Here is a 17813-nt window from a genome sequence, read left to right on the forward strand (position 1 = left end):
GGGCCGGATGCGACTCGTGCACGCGGCGGACCTGCACCTGGACAGCCCCCTGCGCGGACTGGCCCGGCTCGGGGACTCCGACCTGGCCGACACGCTGCGCGGCGCGACCCGCCGGGCCTGCGAGAACCTCGTCGACCAGACGATCGCGCACCAGGCGGACGCCCTGCTGCTGGCCGGCGACGTGTACGACGGGGACTGGCGCGACTACGCCACCGGCGCGTTCTTCGTACGCCAACTGGCCCGCCTCGACGACGCGGGCATCCCGGTCTTCCTGATCAACGGCAACCACGACGCGGAGTCGGAGATCACGCGGTCGCTGCGGCTGCCGTCGAACACGCACCGTCTGTCCGTCGACGCTCCGGAGACGGTCGTGCTCGACGACGTCGGGCTGGCCGTGCACGGTCAGGGGTTCGCCCGCCGCGCCGTCGTGGAGAACCTCGTACCGGCCTACCCGGACCGCATCCAGGGCCTGGTCAACGTCGGGATGCTGCACACGTCGGTGCAGGGTGACGACCGGCACGACACGTACGCTCCGTGCCGCCCGGACGACCTGTCCGGCTGCGGGTACGAGTACTTCGCGCTCGGGCACATCCACGAGCAGCGGGTCGTCTGCGACGGGCCGCACGTCGCCGCGTTCTCCGGGAACCTGCAGGGCAGGCATCCGCAGGAGACCGGGGCGAAGGGCGCGCTGGTCGTCGACGTCGAACCCGGGGAGCGAGCGACCCTGACCCCGCTGACGCTGGACGTCGCGCGCTGGGAACTGGTCGTCGTGGACGCCGCGGGCTGCACCGACGGCGACGACGTGCTCGATGCCGTCGAGAGCGCCCTGCGGGAGCGGTGCGTGCAGGCGGCGCCGCGGGCCGTCGTCGCGCAGGTGACGCTGACCGGCTCGACCCGCGCGGCGCCCGCGCTCACCGACGCCGAGTGGCTGCGCTCGGAGATCGACCTGCTGGCCGCGAAGGCCGGCGCGGTCGTCGAGAAGATCCGCAACCGGACCGGACCGCCCGCGGACGCGCTGATCGTCGACCCGGAGCTGACCGACGCCGTCGCGGCCGCCGCGTCCGGGCTGGTCGACGACCCGGACCGCGTCCGCGAGCTCGCCGCGGGCCTCGAGCGCGAGATCGGCCGCCCGCTGCGCGAGGCCGGCCTGCTCGACCTGCGCGACCCGGACCGGCTCGCGGGCCTGGCCCGTCAGGCCGAACAACAGCTGCTGGCCCAGCTCGCCGGCACGCCCGAGAGCAGCGGACGCGGGACGGGCGTCGGCACCGAGAGCGGCGAGGGCGGCGCCTGATGCGGATCCGCACGCTCGTCCTGCAGCGCTACGGCGGCTGGTCGGACCGGGAGCTGGACCTCGGGAACGGCCTGACCATCGTCAGCGGCCCGAACGAGGCGGGCAAGACGACGCTGCTCGACGCCCTGTCGGACCTGTTGTGGGGCATGCCGCGGCCGGTGCGGCACGCGTGGCAGTTCAGCCCGTCGCGGCTCGGGCTGCAGGCGTGCGTGCACGTGGACGGCCGCGACATCACGGTCCGGCGGAGCACCCGCGGGCTCCACGACTCCGACGACGCCCCGATCGATGCGCCGTGGGGTCCGGGCGGCGCCGAGGCACGTAAGCGGTGGCGGCAGGGCTTCGGGCTCGGGCATGAGGAGCTGCGCGAGGGCGGACGACGGCTCTGCGACGGCGGCGGCGACCTCGCCGAGCTCGTGTTCACCGCCCGGAGCGGCCGGGACGTGCGGGCCGTCGCCCGGGCGCTCGACGGCGAGGCGGACAAGCTGTTCCGCGACCACCGCGGCAGCAAGACGGTCGAGGTCCGGGCCGCGATGGGGCGCTACGAGCGCACCGAGGAGATGGCCGCCGAGCAGATGTCGCGGGCCGGTGAGGTCACCGCGCTCGTCGACGAGATCGGCAGGCTCGAGCGCAGGGCCTCGGAGCTGGCGCGCTCCCGGACGATCGCGGCGCGGGACAGCGAGCACGCCCGCCAGACCCGTCGCGGTCACGAGCCGGCCCGGACGCTGGCCGGACTGCGGGTCGACCGGGCGGCGCTGTCGGCCTCCGGCGCCGTGCTGGACGCGGTGCGGCTCGACGAGTTCGAGCAGGCGTCGGCCGATCTCGCCGCCGCCCAGCGCGCGACCGAGGAACACCGCGCCCGCGCCGACGACCTGCGCGCCCGTCGTACCGGGCTGGACGTCGACGACGTGCTGCTCGCCGACGCCGCCCGCATCCGCGAGCTGGAGGCCGCGGCCCAGGCCATGCACGCCGACGCGGAGCGGGCCGCCGCGCTGCGGGCCGAGGTCGCCGATCTGCACCGGCGGGCCGAGACGGCGCTGTCCGCGCTGTTCGCCGCGCCCGACGGGCCGGTGTCCGACCGCCTGGCCGCCGTGCACCTGCCCGCGGACCGGATCCGGGATCTCGACGAGCTCGCCGCCGCCGTCCAGGCCGCCGAGGACGAGCGGGAGCGGGCCGAACGAGCGCACCGGGCCGCACTCGGCGAGGTCCGCGACGCCGCGGACGGTGTGGGCGGGCTGGACCTCGACCGGGTCGCGCAGGTGGCCGAGGTGCGACGCGCGATCGAGGCAGAGGGGTCGGCCGCGGCCCAGTGGCGTGCGACCGTCACCGACCGCGCCGACGCCAGGGCCCGGCGCGACGACGCCCTCGCCGCCGCGGGGTGGGTGCCGTCGACGGGGCCGGTGCCGGCGACCGGCGCCGAGTACGGATCGGCTGGCGGCGGATCGGCTGGCGGCGGATCGCCTGCCGACGGATCGCCTGCCGACGGATCGGTCGCCTCGATACCTGGGCCGTCGACAGCGGGTCGAGCACCCGGGTCGGCGACCGTGCCCGGTGACGTGGCCGGATCGGCGGCCTTGCCGGGTGGCGTCGCCGGGTCGGTGGATACGCCTGGTGCGGCAGGGTCGGCGACCGCAACCGGTGAGGTGGCTGGGGCAGCGGCCGCGCCTGGCGCGGCCGGGCCGGCGACCGCGACCGGTGAGGTGGCTGGGGCAGCGGCCGCGCCTGGTGAACCGGCCGCGGCCGGATCCGGACCCGCGTCCGGTGCCGGGGTGGCGAGCAGGGCCGGTGAGCGCCGTTCGCGCCGCCGCTCGGTGGACGAGGCCGGCGCGTGGACCCTGTGGCCGGACGCCGGGGCCGCGGCCGATCCCACGACCGGTGATCGGCGGAACCGGAGGCGAACGGCCACGGGTGGCCGGATTTCCACCTCACTTGCCGATCATGGTGGGCAGGCAGCGGAGACGGCCGAGTCGGAGCACCCCCGGATCGCGACACCGCCCGCCCGGGTGATGCGGCGCCTGCGCAGCGCCGTCCGTGACACCGCGCAGGAGGCCGTCACCGCGACCCGCGACGTCGAGGCCGCTCGCGACCGGCTCCGAGCTGCGACGACGGCCCGGGACGCCGTCGCGGGGGGCGGCCGTCCGGTCGACCCCGCGACACTCGCTGCCGCCCGCGCGGAGCGGGACACCCGGGTGGAGGCCCTGCTCGACGCCCTCCGTCGCTCCACCGACCCGATCCCGGACGCCGTTCACGGCGGAGCCGCCCGACTCGCGGCGCCGGATGCGGCTCAGCACGCTGGAGTGCCGGGTGGAGCCGGCAGGGGCCCCGGTAGTCAGGCGCCGTCGGTGGCGTCCGACGCTGCTCAGGGCGCACGAGTGCCGGAGGGCGGGGAACCGACGAGTCCCGCTGACCTCGCTGCGGCGGCCGCGGCGGCGGAGCGGGCGATCGGGGCCGCCGACCGTGTGGCCGACGACATGATCGACTCCGCGGACCGGGTCGCCGAGCTCGCGCACCGCGAGTCCGAGCTGGCCACCGCCCGGGAGGACGCCGGGGCGGCGGACACCGCGGCGGAGGCGGCCGAGAAGCGGAGGATCGAGTCCGAGACCGAGTGGACCGCACTCTGGCGTGCCCACGGCGTCGCGGCACCGGATCCGGACGACGCGGACGCGGTGTGTGCGTCGCTGACCGAGGCCGCACGCGCGCACGCCGACGTCGTCCGCGCCGACGAGCGCCTGGCCGGTCTCTACGAGCAGACGCGCGCGCAGGAGGAGGCGCTCGCGACGGCGCTGTCCCGGGCGGGCCGTCCGCGCGACGGGGCCGGTCTCGACGTGCTGCTCGTGTCCGCCGCCGACCTCGCTGCCGAGGCGGACCGCGTGCACGACCGCCGGGTGCTCCTCGGACGTCTCCGCTCGGACGCCGACCGGGCGGGCGGCGCGGCGGACGCGGCCCGGCACGAGTGCGAGGCGGCCGGGCTGCGCTGGCGGCACGGCCTCCGCGCGGCCGGGCTGCCCGGCGATCTCGAGCCCGCCGGGTGGAGCACCCGACGCGACACGGTCGGCGAGGCGCAACAGGCCGGACGGGCCGCGACCCGCGCCGACGCGGAGGCCGACCGCCTGCAGCGCTCCGTCGACGGCCACCGCGACGCCGTCGCCGCACTCGTCGGGACCCACCTGCCGGAGATCCCGGCCGATCCGCTCGGACGGCTCCCGGAGCTGGTCGAGCGGGTCCGGGCCGCGTCCGAGGCCGCCGTGTCGGCCGCCCACCTCGACGACGGCATCGTCGAGGCCGAGAAGGAGGCCGGCCGGTCCGCCCGGGCGGCCGCGGGGGCACGGTCCGTGCTGGACCGGCTGGCCGTCGAGCTGGCGCTCACCGAGACACTGGACGCGGGCGGTCTGGAGGCGGCCGCGGAGCGCGGGGCACGCGCCGTCGAACTCGATGCGCAGATCGCGGAGGCGTCCCGCCTGCTGGCCGCCGCCGCGCCCGATCTGAACGGCGAGGACCTCGTCGCGTCGGCTCCGGAGGTCGAGCCGAGCGCGCTGGACGAGCACCGCGCCCGCTGCGAGGAGACCGAGCGGGAGCTGGAGACGACCCGCGCCGAGATCCTGGAGCAGCTCGGTGGTCTGCGGTCCCGCCGTCGCGAGCTGGAGGGCGCGGACGGCGCGGCCACGCTGCACGCCGAGGCCCAGGAGCACCTGGCCCGCGCCGCCGACGCGGCCGAGCGCTACCTCGTCGTCCACATGCAACGCGAGATCCTGCGGCGCGAGCTGGACACCTACGAGCGCACCCACGCGTCGCCGTTGCTGGTCGCGGCCGGCGCGTTGTTGGAGCGCCTGACCGGTGGCCGGTTCGTCGCGCTCCGCCCGCCCGCCGAGGGCGGACGGCGGCTCGTCGCGGTCCGCGCCGACGGAGAGGAGCTGGACCCGACGCGGCTGTCCGAGGGCACGGCCGACCAGGTGCACCTCGCTCTGCGGCTGGCCGGGATCGAGCAGTTGCAGGCCGACCGGGTCGCGGCCGGGCTGCCGACGGTGCCGGTCGTGCTGGACGACGTCCTCATGACGTTCGACGACGAGCGCGCCGTCGCCGCGACCGCCGTCCTGTCCGAACTGGCCCAGCGGTTCCAGGTGCTGCTGTTCACCCACCACGACCACCTCGTCACGCTGGCCCGCATGGCGGGGCACGAGTTCACGGTCGCCGCGCTCGCGCCGCCCGCCGCCGTCGAGGACCCGGTGGACGCCGACGCGGCACGGGCCACGCCGGTCGGCTGACCGGCCGGCGATGCACCGCTGCGGCGGACCGCACCTCGGTCCGGCGTGGCGCACGTCTGCCCGGCGGCCGCGCACCTCCGTCCGGCGTGCCGCACCCCTGCCCGGCGTGGCGCACCCGCTGCAATCGGTGCGACACGCCGACACGGGGTGCGACACGCCGACACGGGGTGCGACACGGCGACGCGGGGTGCGGCGGGCCGACCCGGGTGCGGCGCGGCGGCGCGGCGGCTGCGCTCCGCCCCGGGCCGCCTGCACTCCGGTGACCGCGCACCCGGTGACCGCGCACCCGGTCACCGCGCGGAGCCCCGGCGCCGCACCTCGCCCCGCATGCCGAGCCCGCCTCGGCGGCGGTACCTGCTCCGGCGTGCCGCACCCCTTCCCGGCGTGGCGCACCCGCTGCAATCGGTGCGGCACGCCGACGCGGGGTGCGACACGCCGGCGGGGGTGCGACGGGGCCGGGACGTCTCCGCGACCGGGCAGTCCAGACTGGGGCGCGTGAGCACCATGGACGCTTCCGGCACGACCTTCGAGATCGTCGATGGCGACGCCCGCGCCGTCGTGTATGAGGTCGGCGCCACGCTGGCCGGGACGGCGATCGGCGGCCTGGCCCGTACCGAGCCGTACCCGTCGACGCGACGTCCGCCGAAGGGCGCTGGAGCCGTGCTGGCGCCGTGGCCGAACCGCGTCCGCGGCGGTCGGTGGACGTACGACGGTGCGGCGCAACAGCTCCCGCTGACCGAGCCAGCCGCGGGCAACGCGATCCACGGGCTGCTGCGGCACGTGCCGTGGACGCCGGTCGCGAGCGAGGCCGCATCGGTCACGCTCGTCGCCGTCGCGACCGTGCAGCCCGGGTGGCCGCAGCCGATCCGGGTCGCCGTCACCTACACCGTGCGCGACGGCGACGGGCTGACCGTCTCCACCGTCGCGACGAACCTCGGCGACGGGCCGGTGCCGTTCGGGCTCGGCTTCCACCCGTACCTGCGGGTCGGCGACGTCCCGGCCGACGACCTTCGGCTGACGCTCGCGGCCGGGTCCCGGATACCGCTGCGCGACCAGCTCCCGGACGGCCCGCCGGAGCCCGCCGAGGTCGTCGACCTCGCCCTGCGCGGTCAGGATCTCGACGACGCGTTCGCCGACTGCCGGCCCGACGAGGGCGGCACGGTCCGGCACCGCGTCGTCGCCCCCGACGGCACCGGTACCGAGCTGTGGGCCGACCCGGCGTTCGGCTGGGTTCAGGTGTTCACCCCGTCGGACTTCCCGGGCGTCGGGCGGGCCGTCGCCGTCGAACCCATGACCTGCCCGCCGGACGCGCTGAACTCCGGTGACGGGCTCGTCCGGCTCGCGTCGGGGGAGTCCTGGACGGGCTCCTGGGGGATCACCGACCGTTCCTGATCCGCTGTGCCGCAACGGCGTCCGGCCCCGGATGGTCCCGCACGGGCCGTGGCTACCGACCGCACGCGTAGGCCAGCACGACGGCGCCGTTGCCGATGTCGGTCGCTCCGATCAGGTCCATGGCGGTGGTGCCGACGCCGGACAACAGCGACTCACCGGAACCCGCGACGAAGGGGGACACGCTCAGGTGCAGCTCGTCGAGCAGACCCGCCTCGAGGAGGGCCCGGCTGAAGGGACCGTTGCCGTACTTGACCAACGTGCCGTCGCCGGACTCCTTGAGCCGGGCCACGGCGTCGACGGCGTCCCCCGCGAGTACCTCGGCGTTCCAGGTGGTCTCCGTCAGCGTGGTCGAGGCGACGTGCTTGGGAAGGGAGTTGATCTTCTCGGCGAGGCCGCCGGTCATGCTCGGCCACGTCGCGGCGAAGCCCTCGTAGGTGAGCCGCCCGAGAACGAGACCGACCGCGCGTTCCAGCAACCGGAACTGGTAGTCGAAGTGGTTCTCGTTGGGGGCGAGCTTCATCTGTGCGGACCAGAAGTCCTCGCCGGTAAACCGCCCGTCGAGCGAGAGGTGGTCGTATTCGATCAGTGTGCGCATTCCGGCAGCGAACCAACCCGATGATCGGTCCGTCTTGTATCGAACCGAATCGCGCCCGGTCCGGCGTGGCGCTCGGCCGGTGTCAGTACGCGAGGAGCGGGACGCCGGATCTCAGCTCGGCAGGGGTGTGGCCGGTCGCCCATCTCACCGCCCGCGTGAGCTGGGGCTGGTCGTAGTAGCCGGCGGCGACGACCACGTCGGCGATCGGTTGTCCCGTTGCGAGGAGCCTCGCGGCCTGCCGTGCCTGCTCGATGCTGACGAGCTTGCGGCGCGACACACCGACGGCCCGCCGGAACCGGATCTGCGCCGACCGTTCGGACAGCGCCGGCGGCCGTTCGCCGTGACGGATCTCGTCGACGAGGGGGTCGAAGAACAACAGCCCCGCCCGCACGAGCCTGCCGACGAAGACGTCGACGTTCTGCTCGTCCGGCATCTCCCAGTCGTGGTCGCCCAGCAGGATCCGGTTTCCGGACGGGGTGGGCAGCAGGGCGTCGTTCAGGTCGAGCAGACCGCAGGGCGGGAACAGGGGAACGTACGCGCCGACCCGGAACTCGACACCGAAGAACTCCCACCCCTCCTCACAGGTCAGGCGTGTCGCTGCGGTCTCCGGTCCGCGCAGGTGAACCGTCGTCCCGTCCCGGGACCGGGCGAACGCGATCATCGAAGAGCTCTTGGCCACCGAGGTGAGGACCGTCGTGGCGTCACAGCGTGCCGACCACACACGGTGCACCATGGGGATGTCGCCGCCGAGAGTCTCGATGGTCAGTCCCACGGCCGGAACATAGTGCCTCCACAGATCGCCTGGCCAGCGCCGGGCCCGGTCACAGGCACGTGTGCAGCGCCGTGAGCAGCGTGGACGCCCGGTCGTCGGCGTCCTCGGTGCGCAGCTCGCCGGGCAGGAAGGAGAACCCGATCCGGCGCTCCGGCCACGCCCCGTGCCGTCCGCCGCCCGCGCCGCTGTGCCCGAACGCGACCGGCTCCGGGCCGTACGTGCCGATCGGGTCGGCCAGCTCGAACCCCAGCCCGTAGCGCAACGGGCGGTCGTTGATCGCGTCGACGCCCTCGGCGTGCGTGGTCGTCGCCCTGGCCAGCGCCGCGGCCGGGACGGGAGAGCGCGCCGGGTCGGCGAGCGCGGCGTAGAGCCGGGCCATCGACGTCGCGCCGGCCACCCCGGCACCGGCCAGCGCACCGGACCGGTACCAGGCCGGCGTGTTCACCAGCTCGGGATCGCTCAGGGCCCGGTACATCCGGTCGACGGCGGCGCGGCGGTCCGGGTCGCCGTCGAGGAACGTGGACAGCCGGTAGCCGGGGCACCGGAGGATCCGCGCGGGCGCCGGCGGCGGGGTCCGCAGGAACACCCGCACGCCGGGCACCCGGGCCACCACCTCCTCGACGACGGCGCGCGGGTCACGTCCGGTGACCCGGCGCAGCAGCTCCGCGACGAGGTGCCCGTAGGTCAGCGCGTGGTAGGCGGTGCGGGTCCCCGGCTTCCACAGTGGACCCTGCTGGGCCAGTGCGGCAGCCCCGGCGCGGTCGTCCAGATCGGACGCGATCGCGGCCGGTGCGGGGTCCACGGACGGCAGTCCTGCCGTGTGCGACAGGACCTGCCCCACCGTGACCGACTCCTTCCCGGCCGCCGCGAACTCCGGCCAGTAGCGGGCGACCGGCTCGTCCGGGTCCAGACCGTGCGGCGCGGGCCCGGCCAGCGCGGCGCACGCCGTCGCGGCCAGACCCTTCGTGCCCGAGAACAGGACGGCGACGGTGTCGGCGTCCCAGCTCCGACCGTCCGGGCCGGCGCCGGTCGGCCCGGACGGCGCCCGCCCGCCGTACAGCTCGACGAGCGTGTCGCCGCCGCGCACGACCGAGAACGCGCCCGCGGACCCGGCCATGACGTCGGCGAACGCGTCGGCCACGGCGCCGAAACCCGGCGCCGTCGAACCCCGCGCGATCACCGTGACATCGACGGCGTGTGCGCCAGCAGCTCCCGGGTGTAGGAGTGCCGCGGGTCGGACAGCACGTCGTCGACGGCGCCCTGCTCGACGATCCGGCCGCCCTGCAGCACCGCGATCCGGTCGGCGACCTCGCGGGCCAGCGCGATGTTGTGCGTCACGAACAGCATCGCCGTCCCGAGCTCGCGGCGGACCTGCGCCAGCAGCTCCAGGACGGACGCCTGGACGGAGACGTCCAGAGCCGAGGTGACCTCGTCGCAGACCAGCACGTCCGGCGCCGTCACCAGCGCCCGCGCGATCGCCGCCCGCTGCCGCTCGCCGCCGGACAGGCCGCCCGGGTACCGGCCGGCGAACGACTCGTCCAGCCGCACCTGGTTCAGCATGTCGATCACGCGCGCCTGCCGGGCGCCGGCGTCCATGTCGGTCAGGTGCCGCAGCGGCACCTCGAGGGACCCGGCCACCGTGCGCCGCGGGTTGAGTGACGCGAACGGGCTCTGGAACACGTACTGCACGCCGCGCCGCTGGGCCGCGGTGCGCGGGGTGGACAGCTCCTCACCGCGCAGTGTGACCGTCCCGGCGTCCAGGTCCAGCAGCCCGGACAGGCCGCGGGCCAGCGTCGTCTTCCCGGATCCGGACTCGCCGAGCAGCATCAAACACTCGCCGGGCGCGAGCTCCAGATCGACGCCGTCGAGCACGGTCTTCCGCCCGTACCGCTTTCCGGCTCCGCTGACCCGGAGCAGCGGGGCGTCCGAGGACGGGAGCTCCGGACGGGACACGGCGCGGTTCAGGTCCGGCACGGCCGCGATCAGGTCGCGCGTGTACGGGTGCTCCGGCGACCGCAGCACCTGGTCCACCGGTCCGGTCTCCACCACCTCGCCGGAGCGCATCACCGCCACCCGGTCCGCCAGCCCGGCGACGACGGCGAGGTCGTGGCTGATGTAGACCGCCGCCGTCCGGGAACGGGTCACCAGCTCGCGGACCGTGTCCAGCACCAGGTCCTGGGTGGTCACGTCGAGACCGGTGGTCGGCTCGTCGAGCACGACGACGTCCGGGCGGCACGCGAACGCGGCCGCGATCCCGACCCGCTGCTGCTGCCCGCCGGAGAGCTGGTGCGGGTACCGCGCCAGGAACGCGTCGTCGGTCGGCAGCCCGACGTCGGCGAGCACCTCGCGGGTGCGCTCGCCCGCGCCGGCATCCCGCCCGTGGGCCGAGAGCACCTCGTCGATCTGGGTGCCGATGCGCAGCAACGGGTTCAGCGACAGCGCCGGGTCCTGCGGCACGTAGCTGATCAGGCGTCCGCGCAGGCCGCGCAGCGTCGCCGCGGGCTCGGAGAGCAGGTCCGGGCAGGACTCCGTGTGGCCGTCGAACGCGATCGTCCCGCCGGTGCACGTCAGTCCGGCGCGGAAGTGCCCGAGCGCGGCCAGCGCGGCGGTCGTCTTCCCGGAGCCGGACTCGCCGACCAGAGCCAGGATCTCGCCCGGCGCGACGGCGTAGTCGACGCCGTGCAGCACCTCCCGGCCACCGGTCGTCGCGACCCGGAGGCCTCGGCAGTCGAGTGTGGACGTCATGCCACGGCCTCCCCTGTCGTGTCGGCGGACTCGCGGGCGATCGCGTCGGTGATCATGTTGGTGCCGACGGTCAGCACCGCGATCGCGATCACCGGCAGCAGCACGCCCCACGGCGCGACGATCAGTGCGATCCGGTTCTCGTTGATCTGCAGGCCCCAGTCCGCCGCGGGGGGCTGCACGCCGAGCCCGAGGAACGACAGCGACGCGACGTAGCCGATCGAGTACGTCAGCCGCAGGCCCACCTCGACCATCAGCGGTCCCGTGATGTTCGGCAGCACCTCGGTGGCGAGGACCCGCCGTCGCGGTACGCCGTACATCCGGGCGGCCAGCACGTAGTCCTGACCGGCCACCGCCAGCGTCGCCTGCCGCGCGACCCGCGCCACCCGAGGGATGTGCGTGATGCCGATGACCAGTACCAGCAGCAGTCCCGACGAGCCGAGCACGGCGACCGCGAGCAGCGCGAGCACGAGCTGCGGGAACGACAGCAGCACGTCACCGCCACGCATGACGATCGAGTCGAGACGTCCGCCGGAGTAGCCGGCGAGCATGCCGAACACGGCGCCGCCGACGACGCCGATCGCCGTGGCGGCCAGCGCGTACAGCAGCACCGGACCGCCTCCCGCGAGGAAGCGGGTGAGCACGTCGCGGCCGAGGTCGTCGGTGCCCGCGACGCCGTCCGCGCGGAACGGGCGTCCGGCGAAGTCGTCGACGCCGAATCCGGTCAGCAGCGGGCCGAGCACCGGCCCGAGCACCGCGATCACGACGACGACGAGCGTCAGCACGGCCCCGATCCGCGCCTGGCGACGGCGGGCGGTGCGGGCGAGAAGACCGTTCCTCATCGGGCACCCCCGGTCCGGATACGCGGGTCGGCCAGCATCCCGGCCACGTCCGCGGCGAGGTTCACCAGCACGTAGAACGCCGCGATGATCATCGTGATGGCCTGCACGACCTCGACGTCCCGGTTCGCGACGGCGTCGATCAGCGCCTGCCCGATCCCCGGATAGCGGAACAGGAACTCGACGACCACGACGCCGCCGGCGAGCCACGCCAGCTGCAGCGCGACCACCTGGGCGACGGGGCCGATCGTGTGCGGCACGGCATGTCGCAGGAGCACCGTGCGTTCCGGCAGGCCCTTGAGCCGGGCCATCTCGACGAACCCGGCGTCCAGCGCCTCGGACAAGGTCGCCCTGGTCATCCGGATCACGTACGGGATCACGACGAGCGCGAGCGTCAGCACCGGCAGCACGAGCTGCTCGGGCCGTGTCCACACCGGTTCGCCGGGCCGCGCGATCGTCACCGACGGCAGCACCCGGAAGACCGACGTGGACAGCAGCACGACGAGCAGCACACCGATCACGAACTCGGGCAGCGCCGCCAGCACGAGGCTGATCCCGGAGAGCACGGAGTCCGTGCGGGTGCCGCGCCGGACGGCGGCCCACGTGCCGAGCGCGAACGCGATCGGCGTGCTGATCACCGCGGTGATCACGAGCAGCAGCCCGGACGCGCCGAGCCGTCCGGCGAGCAGGTCGGACACCGGGCCCTGGGTGGCCGCGGAGTAGCCGAGGTCGCCGGTGAGCACGCCGCCGAGCCAGTCGAGGTAGCGCTCCCAGACCGGGCGGTCGAGGCCGAGCTGCTGGGTCAGGGCCGCCACCCGCTCCGGGGTGGCCTGCGGCCCGAGGATCGCGCGGGCCGGGTCGCCGGGCAGCAGCAGCGTCGCGCCGAACACCAGCAGCGACACCACGAACAGCACGAGCACGCTGACCAGCAGGCGCTTGCCGATCATGCGCACGAGCGGGGAGGAGGTCCGGTCTGCAGTGACGGACACGGCGGTCATGACGCCACCCACGCCTTCCGGAACTCGTAGCCGGACAGGGAGAGCCCGGTCCGGTTCGGCACCAGGCCGCCCACATAGGACTGCACGGCGTCCACCTGGTCCGGGAAGCCCCAGATCAGGTAGCCGCCGCGCTCGTACTCGATCTGCTGGGCCTGGCGCACCAGCGCGGCCCGGCGCCCGGCGTCCACCTCGGACCGGGCGCGACGGACGAGCGCCACGTACTGCGGGTCGGTCCAGTGCGTCTCGTTGAACGGCGCCTCCGGCATCGACGAGTTCGCCGCCTGCGGGAGGTAGTTGCGCGTGTACCAGAACGACTGGGCGAACTCCCAGCTCAGGTACTGGTCGGAGAAGAACGTCGACGTGTCGACCCGGCGCAGGCCGATCTCGACGCCGGCCGCCCTCGCCTGCGTCGCGAACACCTGCGCGACCTCGACGGCGCCGGCCTGGATCGGGGACGTGACGAGCTCCAGCTGGAGCCGGGGCCTGCCCGCGGCGGCCAGCAGGTCCCGGGCGCGCCCGATGTCCTGCTCGCGGGTCGGGGACAGGAAGTCCGGGTCGAACCGGCCGTAGACGTCGGCGGCCGGCGCGCCCTGCCCGGACAGCACCTGGTTGATCATCTCGGGACGCCCGGCGATCAGCCGCAGCGCCTGGCGGACGCGCACGTCGTCGAACGGGGGAGCGTCGACCCGCATCGTGATCGGCAGCCACGACCCGGTCTGGGACGTGAGCAGCCGCACCGAGTCGTAGGCGCCGACGACCTCGGTCAGCGACAGCGGCACCTGGTCGATCGCGTCGACCTGACCGGAGAGCAGCGCGTTGATCCGCGCGTCGTCGTCCGCGAAGTTGATCAGCTCGAGGCGGTCGACCCACGGCTGGTCCGGACGCCAGTAGCCGTCGTGGCGCACGAACGCGCTCTGCTGCCCCGCGGTGAACGACTCGAACCGGAACGCCCCGGTGCCGACCGGGCGGTCGACGTCGAAGTCAGCGGGGACGATGCCGTTGGAGTACTCGGCGAGGTACTGGTCGAACACCGGTGACGGCTCGGAGAGCACGAACCGGACCTGCCGGTCACCGGCCGGGACGACCTCGCGCAGCATCGACAGCCCGGACGCGCCGGACTTCGGGTCCTTCGGGTCGGTGATCCGCCGGAACGTGGCGACGACGTCGTCCGGGGTGACCGGGCGGCCGTCGTGGAAGACGATCCCGCGGCGCAGCGTCGCGGTCCAGCTCCGAGCGCCGGGGTCGGGTCGCACGGACTCGGCGACGGCCGGCTGCAGCGTGTAGGCGTCGTCCCAGTGCACCAGCGGTTCGTAGAGCGAGAGCGTGCGGGCGATGTCCGGGTTGGTGGCGGGGGAGTGCGGGTCCAGCGTGTCCGAGCTGCCGCCGCCGGTCACACCCACCCGCAGCACTCCGCCGCGGCGGGGCGGTCCGGCGTCGCGGGCTCCGGCGGGTGCGCCGCACCCGGCCAGCAACGCCGCTCCGGCGAGCCCGGCCACACTGCCGAGCAGGCGTCTCCGGCTCAGCGTGAGCCGGGCGCCCGCCGTCGGGCTGATCATGAGAAGGGTCTCCTCGCGCAGGGCCCCGGTCCCCCGGGGCGTGGGTGGGTCAGGTCGTGGACCGGCGCACCACCCCGATCGCCCGGACGGCCCGGCCCGCGTGCTCCGGCTCGGCGTCGTCCGGCGACGCGAACGCGTCCAGCTCGGCAGCGACGGACTCCGGGAACGGGCACGCCCCGTCCGGTCCGACGTGCAGCGTCATCAGCTCCTCGGTCGCCGCGAGACGGCCGCCGGAGTACAGCTCGTGCCAGATCCGCAGCCGCTTGGCGTCCCGGCCGAGCACGCGTGTCGTGACCTCGAGCAACGCGCCCGGACCGATCTCGTGCAGGTACCGGACGTGCGCCTCGACGGTGTAGAGCGAGCACCCGGTCGCCGAGCGGTACCCGGCGTCCATGCCGGTGCGCTCCATCAGCTCGGTCGTCGCGTCGCCGAACACGAGCACGTAGTACGGCTCGGACAGGTGGCCGTTGTAGTCGATCCACTCGTCGCGGACGGTGTCCGTGTGCAGGACGGTCATGCCCGCCCCCGGGCCGCGGCGACGGCGCGCCGGACGGCGATCACGGCGCGGTCCCGCTCGGCCACCAGGTCGGCCATCGGCCGCCCGCCTGCGCTGACGTCGGCACCGGCGACCATGTCGTCGCGCAGCTCGGACGTCAGCTCCGGCGCGTCCAGGCGGGTCCACGGCGCCTTCAGCGACGGTCCGAAGTGGTCCAGCATGTGGGCCATGCCGCCCTCCCCGCCGGCCAGGTGGAACGTCAGGCACGGGCCGTGCACCGGCCAGCGCAGGCCGGGGCCGTCGGTGATCGAGCGGTCGATCTGCTCCGGCGTCGCCTCCCCGGCGGCGACCATGTGCAACGCCTCCCGCCAGATCGCCTCCTGGAGCCGGTTCGCGATGAACCCGGGCAGCTCCCGGTCCATCTCGATCACCGACTTGCCGAGGTGCCGGTAGAACGCCGCGGCCCGCTCCGTCGCCCAGGGGGCCGTCTCCGTGCCGCCGACCACCTCGACGAGCGGGATCAGGTAGGGCGGGTTGAACGGGTGCCCGACGACCAGGCGCGACGGGTCGGCGGCCGCGGTCGCCATGTCCGACATCGGGAATCCCGAGGTCGACGACGCGACGACGACGCCCGGTCCGGCCGCGGCGGCGAGCTCGGCGAGCAGGGAGCGCTTCAGCTCCAGGTCCTCCGGCGCGCTCTCCTGCACGAACCCGGAGCCCGCGACGGCGTCGGCCGCCGTCGGGAGGGTCTCGATCGCGCCGGGGTCGGCGCCGTCGGCCAGACCGAGGTCGGTGAGCGCGGGCCACGCCGCGTCGACGATGCGGCGCAACCGGTCCGCGGCGTCCGGGGCCGGGTCCCACGCCCGCACGCGCAGGCCGCGGGACAGGAAGTAGGCGGCCCAGCCGCCGCCGATCACACCGGCGCCGATGCAGGCGACGGTGCGGATGTCCGCGACACCGCTGTCAGACACCGGCCCGCTCCTTCAGCCCGAGGATCTGCCGGGCCCGGTCCGGCGTGGCCACCTGCGCGCCGAGGCCCTGGACGACGTCCACCGCGCGTTCGACGAGCTGGGCGTTCGTCGCCTGCACGCCGCGCGAGAGGTAGAGGTTGTCCTCCAGCCCGACGCGCACGTGGCCGCCGAGCAGCGCCGACTGCACGGCCCACGGCATCTGGTCGCGACCGATCGCGAACGACGCGAACTGCGACCCCTCGGGGAGCATGGCGACCATCGCCGCCAGCAGGCCGGTGTCCACCGGCGCGCCGTACGGGATGCCCATGCACAGCTGGAACAGCGGCGGAGCGTCGATCAGGCCCTCGGCCACCATCGTCGAGGCGAACCAGAGCTGGCCGGTGTCGAAGATCTCCAGCTCCGGCTTCACACCGAGCTCCTGGATCCGCCTCGCGCCGGTGCGGAGCATGTCCGGTGTGGACACGTAGATCTGGTTGCCCTCGCCGAAGTTCAGCGAGCCGCAGTCCAGCGTGCAGATGTCCGGCAGCAGCTCCTCGACGTGCGGCAGCCGCTCGAGGGCGTTCACCAGGTCGGTGCCGTCGACCGGCTTGAGCGGGTCCTCGGCGTCGATCACCAGGTCGCCGCCCATGCCCGCGGTCAGGTTCAGGACCACGTCCACGCCCGCGTCGCGGATGCGCGTCACGGTCTCCCGGTAGAGCTCGACGGCGCGCGAGCCCTGCCCGGTCTCGGGGTCGCGCACGTGGATGTGCACGACGGCGGCGCCCGCGCGGGCGGCGGCGATCGCGTCGTCGGCGATCGCGGCCGGGGTGACGGGCACGTGCGGGCTCTTGCCCACCGTGTCCCCGGCCCCGGTCACCGCGCAGGTGATGATCACGTCACGGTTCATCCGTGCTCCGTTCCGCTCGGGTCGTCCTCTGCCCCGGCACCGTGCGGACGCGCCAGCACGGCCCGGTCGATGAAGTCGTGCAACAGCTCCCGCATGTCGTCCGGCCCGGTGCCGGGCGTCCCGGCCATCACCTGGATGCCGAGGCCGTCGATCAGCGCGGTGAGCTGGTGGGCCAGCACCTCGGCCCGGCCGGCGACGAACACGCCGGCGTCCGCCCCGTCCTGCAGCGTCATCAGCACGCTGCGGAACCAGCGGTCGTAGGAGTCCCAGTACAGCCCGCGACGGCCGGGGTCGATCGCGGACTCCGCCCAGACCTGGATCCAGATCGACCACTCGCGGTGCAGCACCAGGCCGACCGGCAGCTGCAGGTCGATCAGGAGCAGCAGCCGCTCGTGCGGGTCGTCGATCTCACCGAGCCCGGCGACCTGCCGGTCGAACGCCAGCTTCACGTTGTGCCGCAACGCCTCGTCCAGCAGCTGCGAGCGGGTCGGGAAGTGGTAGTGGATCGCGGCCGGGCTGGTTCCGGCGGCGTGCGCCACATCGGCGGTGCGCACCTGGTGGTAGCCGCGGTCGGCGATCAGCTCCCACGCGGCGTCCAGGATCCGGCCGCGCGCCAACGCGCCGCGCGAGGTCCGGTCCCCGGACTCGGTGACGGCCGCGCCGCCGGGAACCGCCGTGCGGCCACGGGCGTCGTCGCGGCCGTGCAGCAGCCAGTTCACCGTGACGCCGGTGCGGTCCGCGATCGCGACCAGCTCGGTCGCCGCGAAGCGCCTGCGGCCGCCGAGTGCCTTGGACAGCTTCGTCTCCTCCAGCGCGATCTCCTCGGCGAACCGGCGCTGGGTCCACCCGCCTCGCTCCACCAAATCGCGCACCCGTCCGGCGACCTCGGTGTCGCCCGCGGCGGGGTGGATGTCCGGCACGAGACGTGACGGTAGCCATCGACTTGCGCTCATCGCAAGAGCTGAGTTTCAAATTAGCTGCTCAAACGGATACTTGCGATGCTGGTCGGCGCGCCG

The 17813-nt window shown here is 74.7% G+C and carries 14 protein-coding genes; 3 read left to right on the forward strand and 11 right to left on the reverse strand.

Features of this window, described 5'->3' with window-relative positions:
* Positions 1-7 precede the first annotated feature (7 nt).
* The 3 genes from EV378_RS34265 to EV378_RS34275 all read left to right on the forward strand — a co-directional run bounded on the left by EV378_RS34265 (position 8) and on the right by EV378_RS34275 (position 6942).
* The gene (locus EV378_RS34265; protein ID WP_132432084.1) at positions 8-1291 is read left to right on the forward strand and encodes a metallophosphoesterase family protein; all 1284 of its coding nucleotides are present in this window, start codon (positions 8-10) and stop codon (positions 1289-1291) included.
* The gene (locus EV378_RS34270) at positions 1291-5550 is read left to right on the forward strand and encodes an AAA family ATPase (RefSeq protein ID WP_132432086.1); all 4260 of its coding nucleotides are present in this window, start codon (positions 1291-1293) and stop codon (positions 5548-5550) included. Before EV378_RS34265 ends, EV378_RS34270 begins: the two co-directional genes overlap by 1 nt.
* Before the next feature lie 504 nt (positions 5551-6054).
* A complete protein-coding gene (locus tag EV378_RS34275; protein ID WP_132433124.1) occupies positions 6055-6942 on the forward strand; it encodes an aldose 1-epimerase family protein in 888 nt (295 codons plus the stop codon).
* Between the two features lie 52 nt (positions 6943-6994).
* On the opposite strand, the gene EV378_RS34280 is transcribed toward EV378_RS34275, so the two are convergent.
* From EV378_RS34280 to EV378_RS34330, 11 genes are all read right to left on the reverse strand, one after another.
* Positions 6995-7537, reverse strand: coding sequence for a dihydrofolate reductase family protein (locus tag EV378_RS34280; RefSeq protein ID WP_132432088.1), 543 nt, complete (start codon positions 7535-7537; stop codon positions 6995-6997).
* 82 nt (positions 7538-7619) lie between these two features.
* A complete protein-coding gene (locus EV378_RS34285; protein WP_132432090.1) occupies positions 7620-8309 on the reverse strand; it encodes a helix-turn-helix domain-containing protein in 690 nt (229 codons plus the stop codon).
* 49 nt (positions 8310-8358) lie between these two features.
* Positions 8359-9489, reverse strand: coding sequence for a serine hydrolase domain-containing protein (locus tag EV378_RS34290; protein ID WP_279389677.1), 1131 nt, complete (start codon positions 9487-9489; stop codon positions 8359-8361).
* Positions 9486-11054: an ATP-binding cassette domain-containing protein gene (locus EV378_RS34295; protein ID WP_132432092.1), complete on the reverse strand. Its 1569-nt coding sequence runs from the start codon at positions 11052-11054 to the stop codon at positions 9486-9488. The genes EV378_RS34290 and EV378_RS34295 overlap by 4 nt, the downstream gene beginning before the upstream one ends.
* Positions 11051-11893, reverse strand: a complete 843-nt coding sequence (locus EV378_RS34300; protein WP_132432094.1) for an ABC transporter permease — start codon at positions 11891-11893, stop codon at positions 11051-11053. The genes EV378_RS34295 and EV378_RS34300 overlap by 4 nt, the downstream gene beginning before the upstream one ends.
* The gene (locus EV378_RS34305) at positions 11890-12888 is read right to left on the reverse strand and encodes an ABC transporter permease (protein ID WP_132432096.1); all 999 of its coding nucleotides are present in this window, start codon (positions 12886-12888) and stop codon (positions 11890-11892) included. Before EV378_RS34305 ends, EV378_RS34300 begins: the two co-directional genes overlap by 4 nt.
* Complete coding sequence (locus EV378_RS34310) at positions 12885-14444, reverse strand: ABC transporter substrate-binding protein (RefSeq protein ID WP_132432098.1); 1560 nt, start codon at positions 14442-14444, stop codon at positions 12885-12887. Before EV378_RS34310 ends, EV378_RS34305 begins: the two co-directional genes overlap by 4 nt.
* 49 nt (positions 14445-14493) lie before the next feature.
* Positions 14494-14961 (reverse strand): thioesterase family protein, encoded by a 468-nt coding sequence (locus EV378_RS34315; protein WP_132432100.1) that lies wholly within the window; start codon positions 14959-14961, stop codon positions 14494-14496.
* Positions 14958-15911, reverse strand: coding sequence for a 3-hydroxyacyl-CoA dehydrogenase NAD-binding domain-containing protein (locus EV378_RS34320; RefSeq protein WP_132432102.1), 954 nt, complete (start codon positions 15909-15911; stop codon positions 14958-14960). Before EV378_RS34320 ends, EV378_RS34315 begins: the two co-directional genes overlap by 4 nt.
* The gene (locus EV378_RS34325) at positions 15904-16797 is read right to left on the reverse strand and encodes a beta-keto acid cleavage family enzyme (RefSeq protein WP_132432104.1); all 894 of its coding nucleotides are present in this window, start codon (positions 16795-16797) and stop codon (positions 15904-15906) included. The genes EV378_RS34320 and EV378_RS34325 overlap by 8 nt, the downstream gene beginning before the upstream one ends.
* On the reverse strand, positions 16794-17717 hold the full coding sequence (locus EV378_RS34330; protein ID WP_243653904.1) for a TetR/AcrR family transcriptional regulator: 924 nt from the start codon (positions 17715-17717) through the stop codon (positions 16794-16796). Before EV378_RS34330 ends, EV378_RS34325 begins: the two co-directional genes overlap by 4 nt.
* Positions 17718-17813: the final 96 nt, after the last annotated feature.

Source organism: Pseudonocardia endophytica, assembly GCF_004339565.1.
GTDB classification, from domain to species: domain Bacteria; phylum Actinomycetota; class Actinomycetes; order Mycobacteriales; family Pseudonocardiaceae; genus Pseudonocardia; species Pseudonocardia endophytica.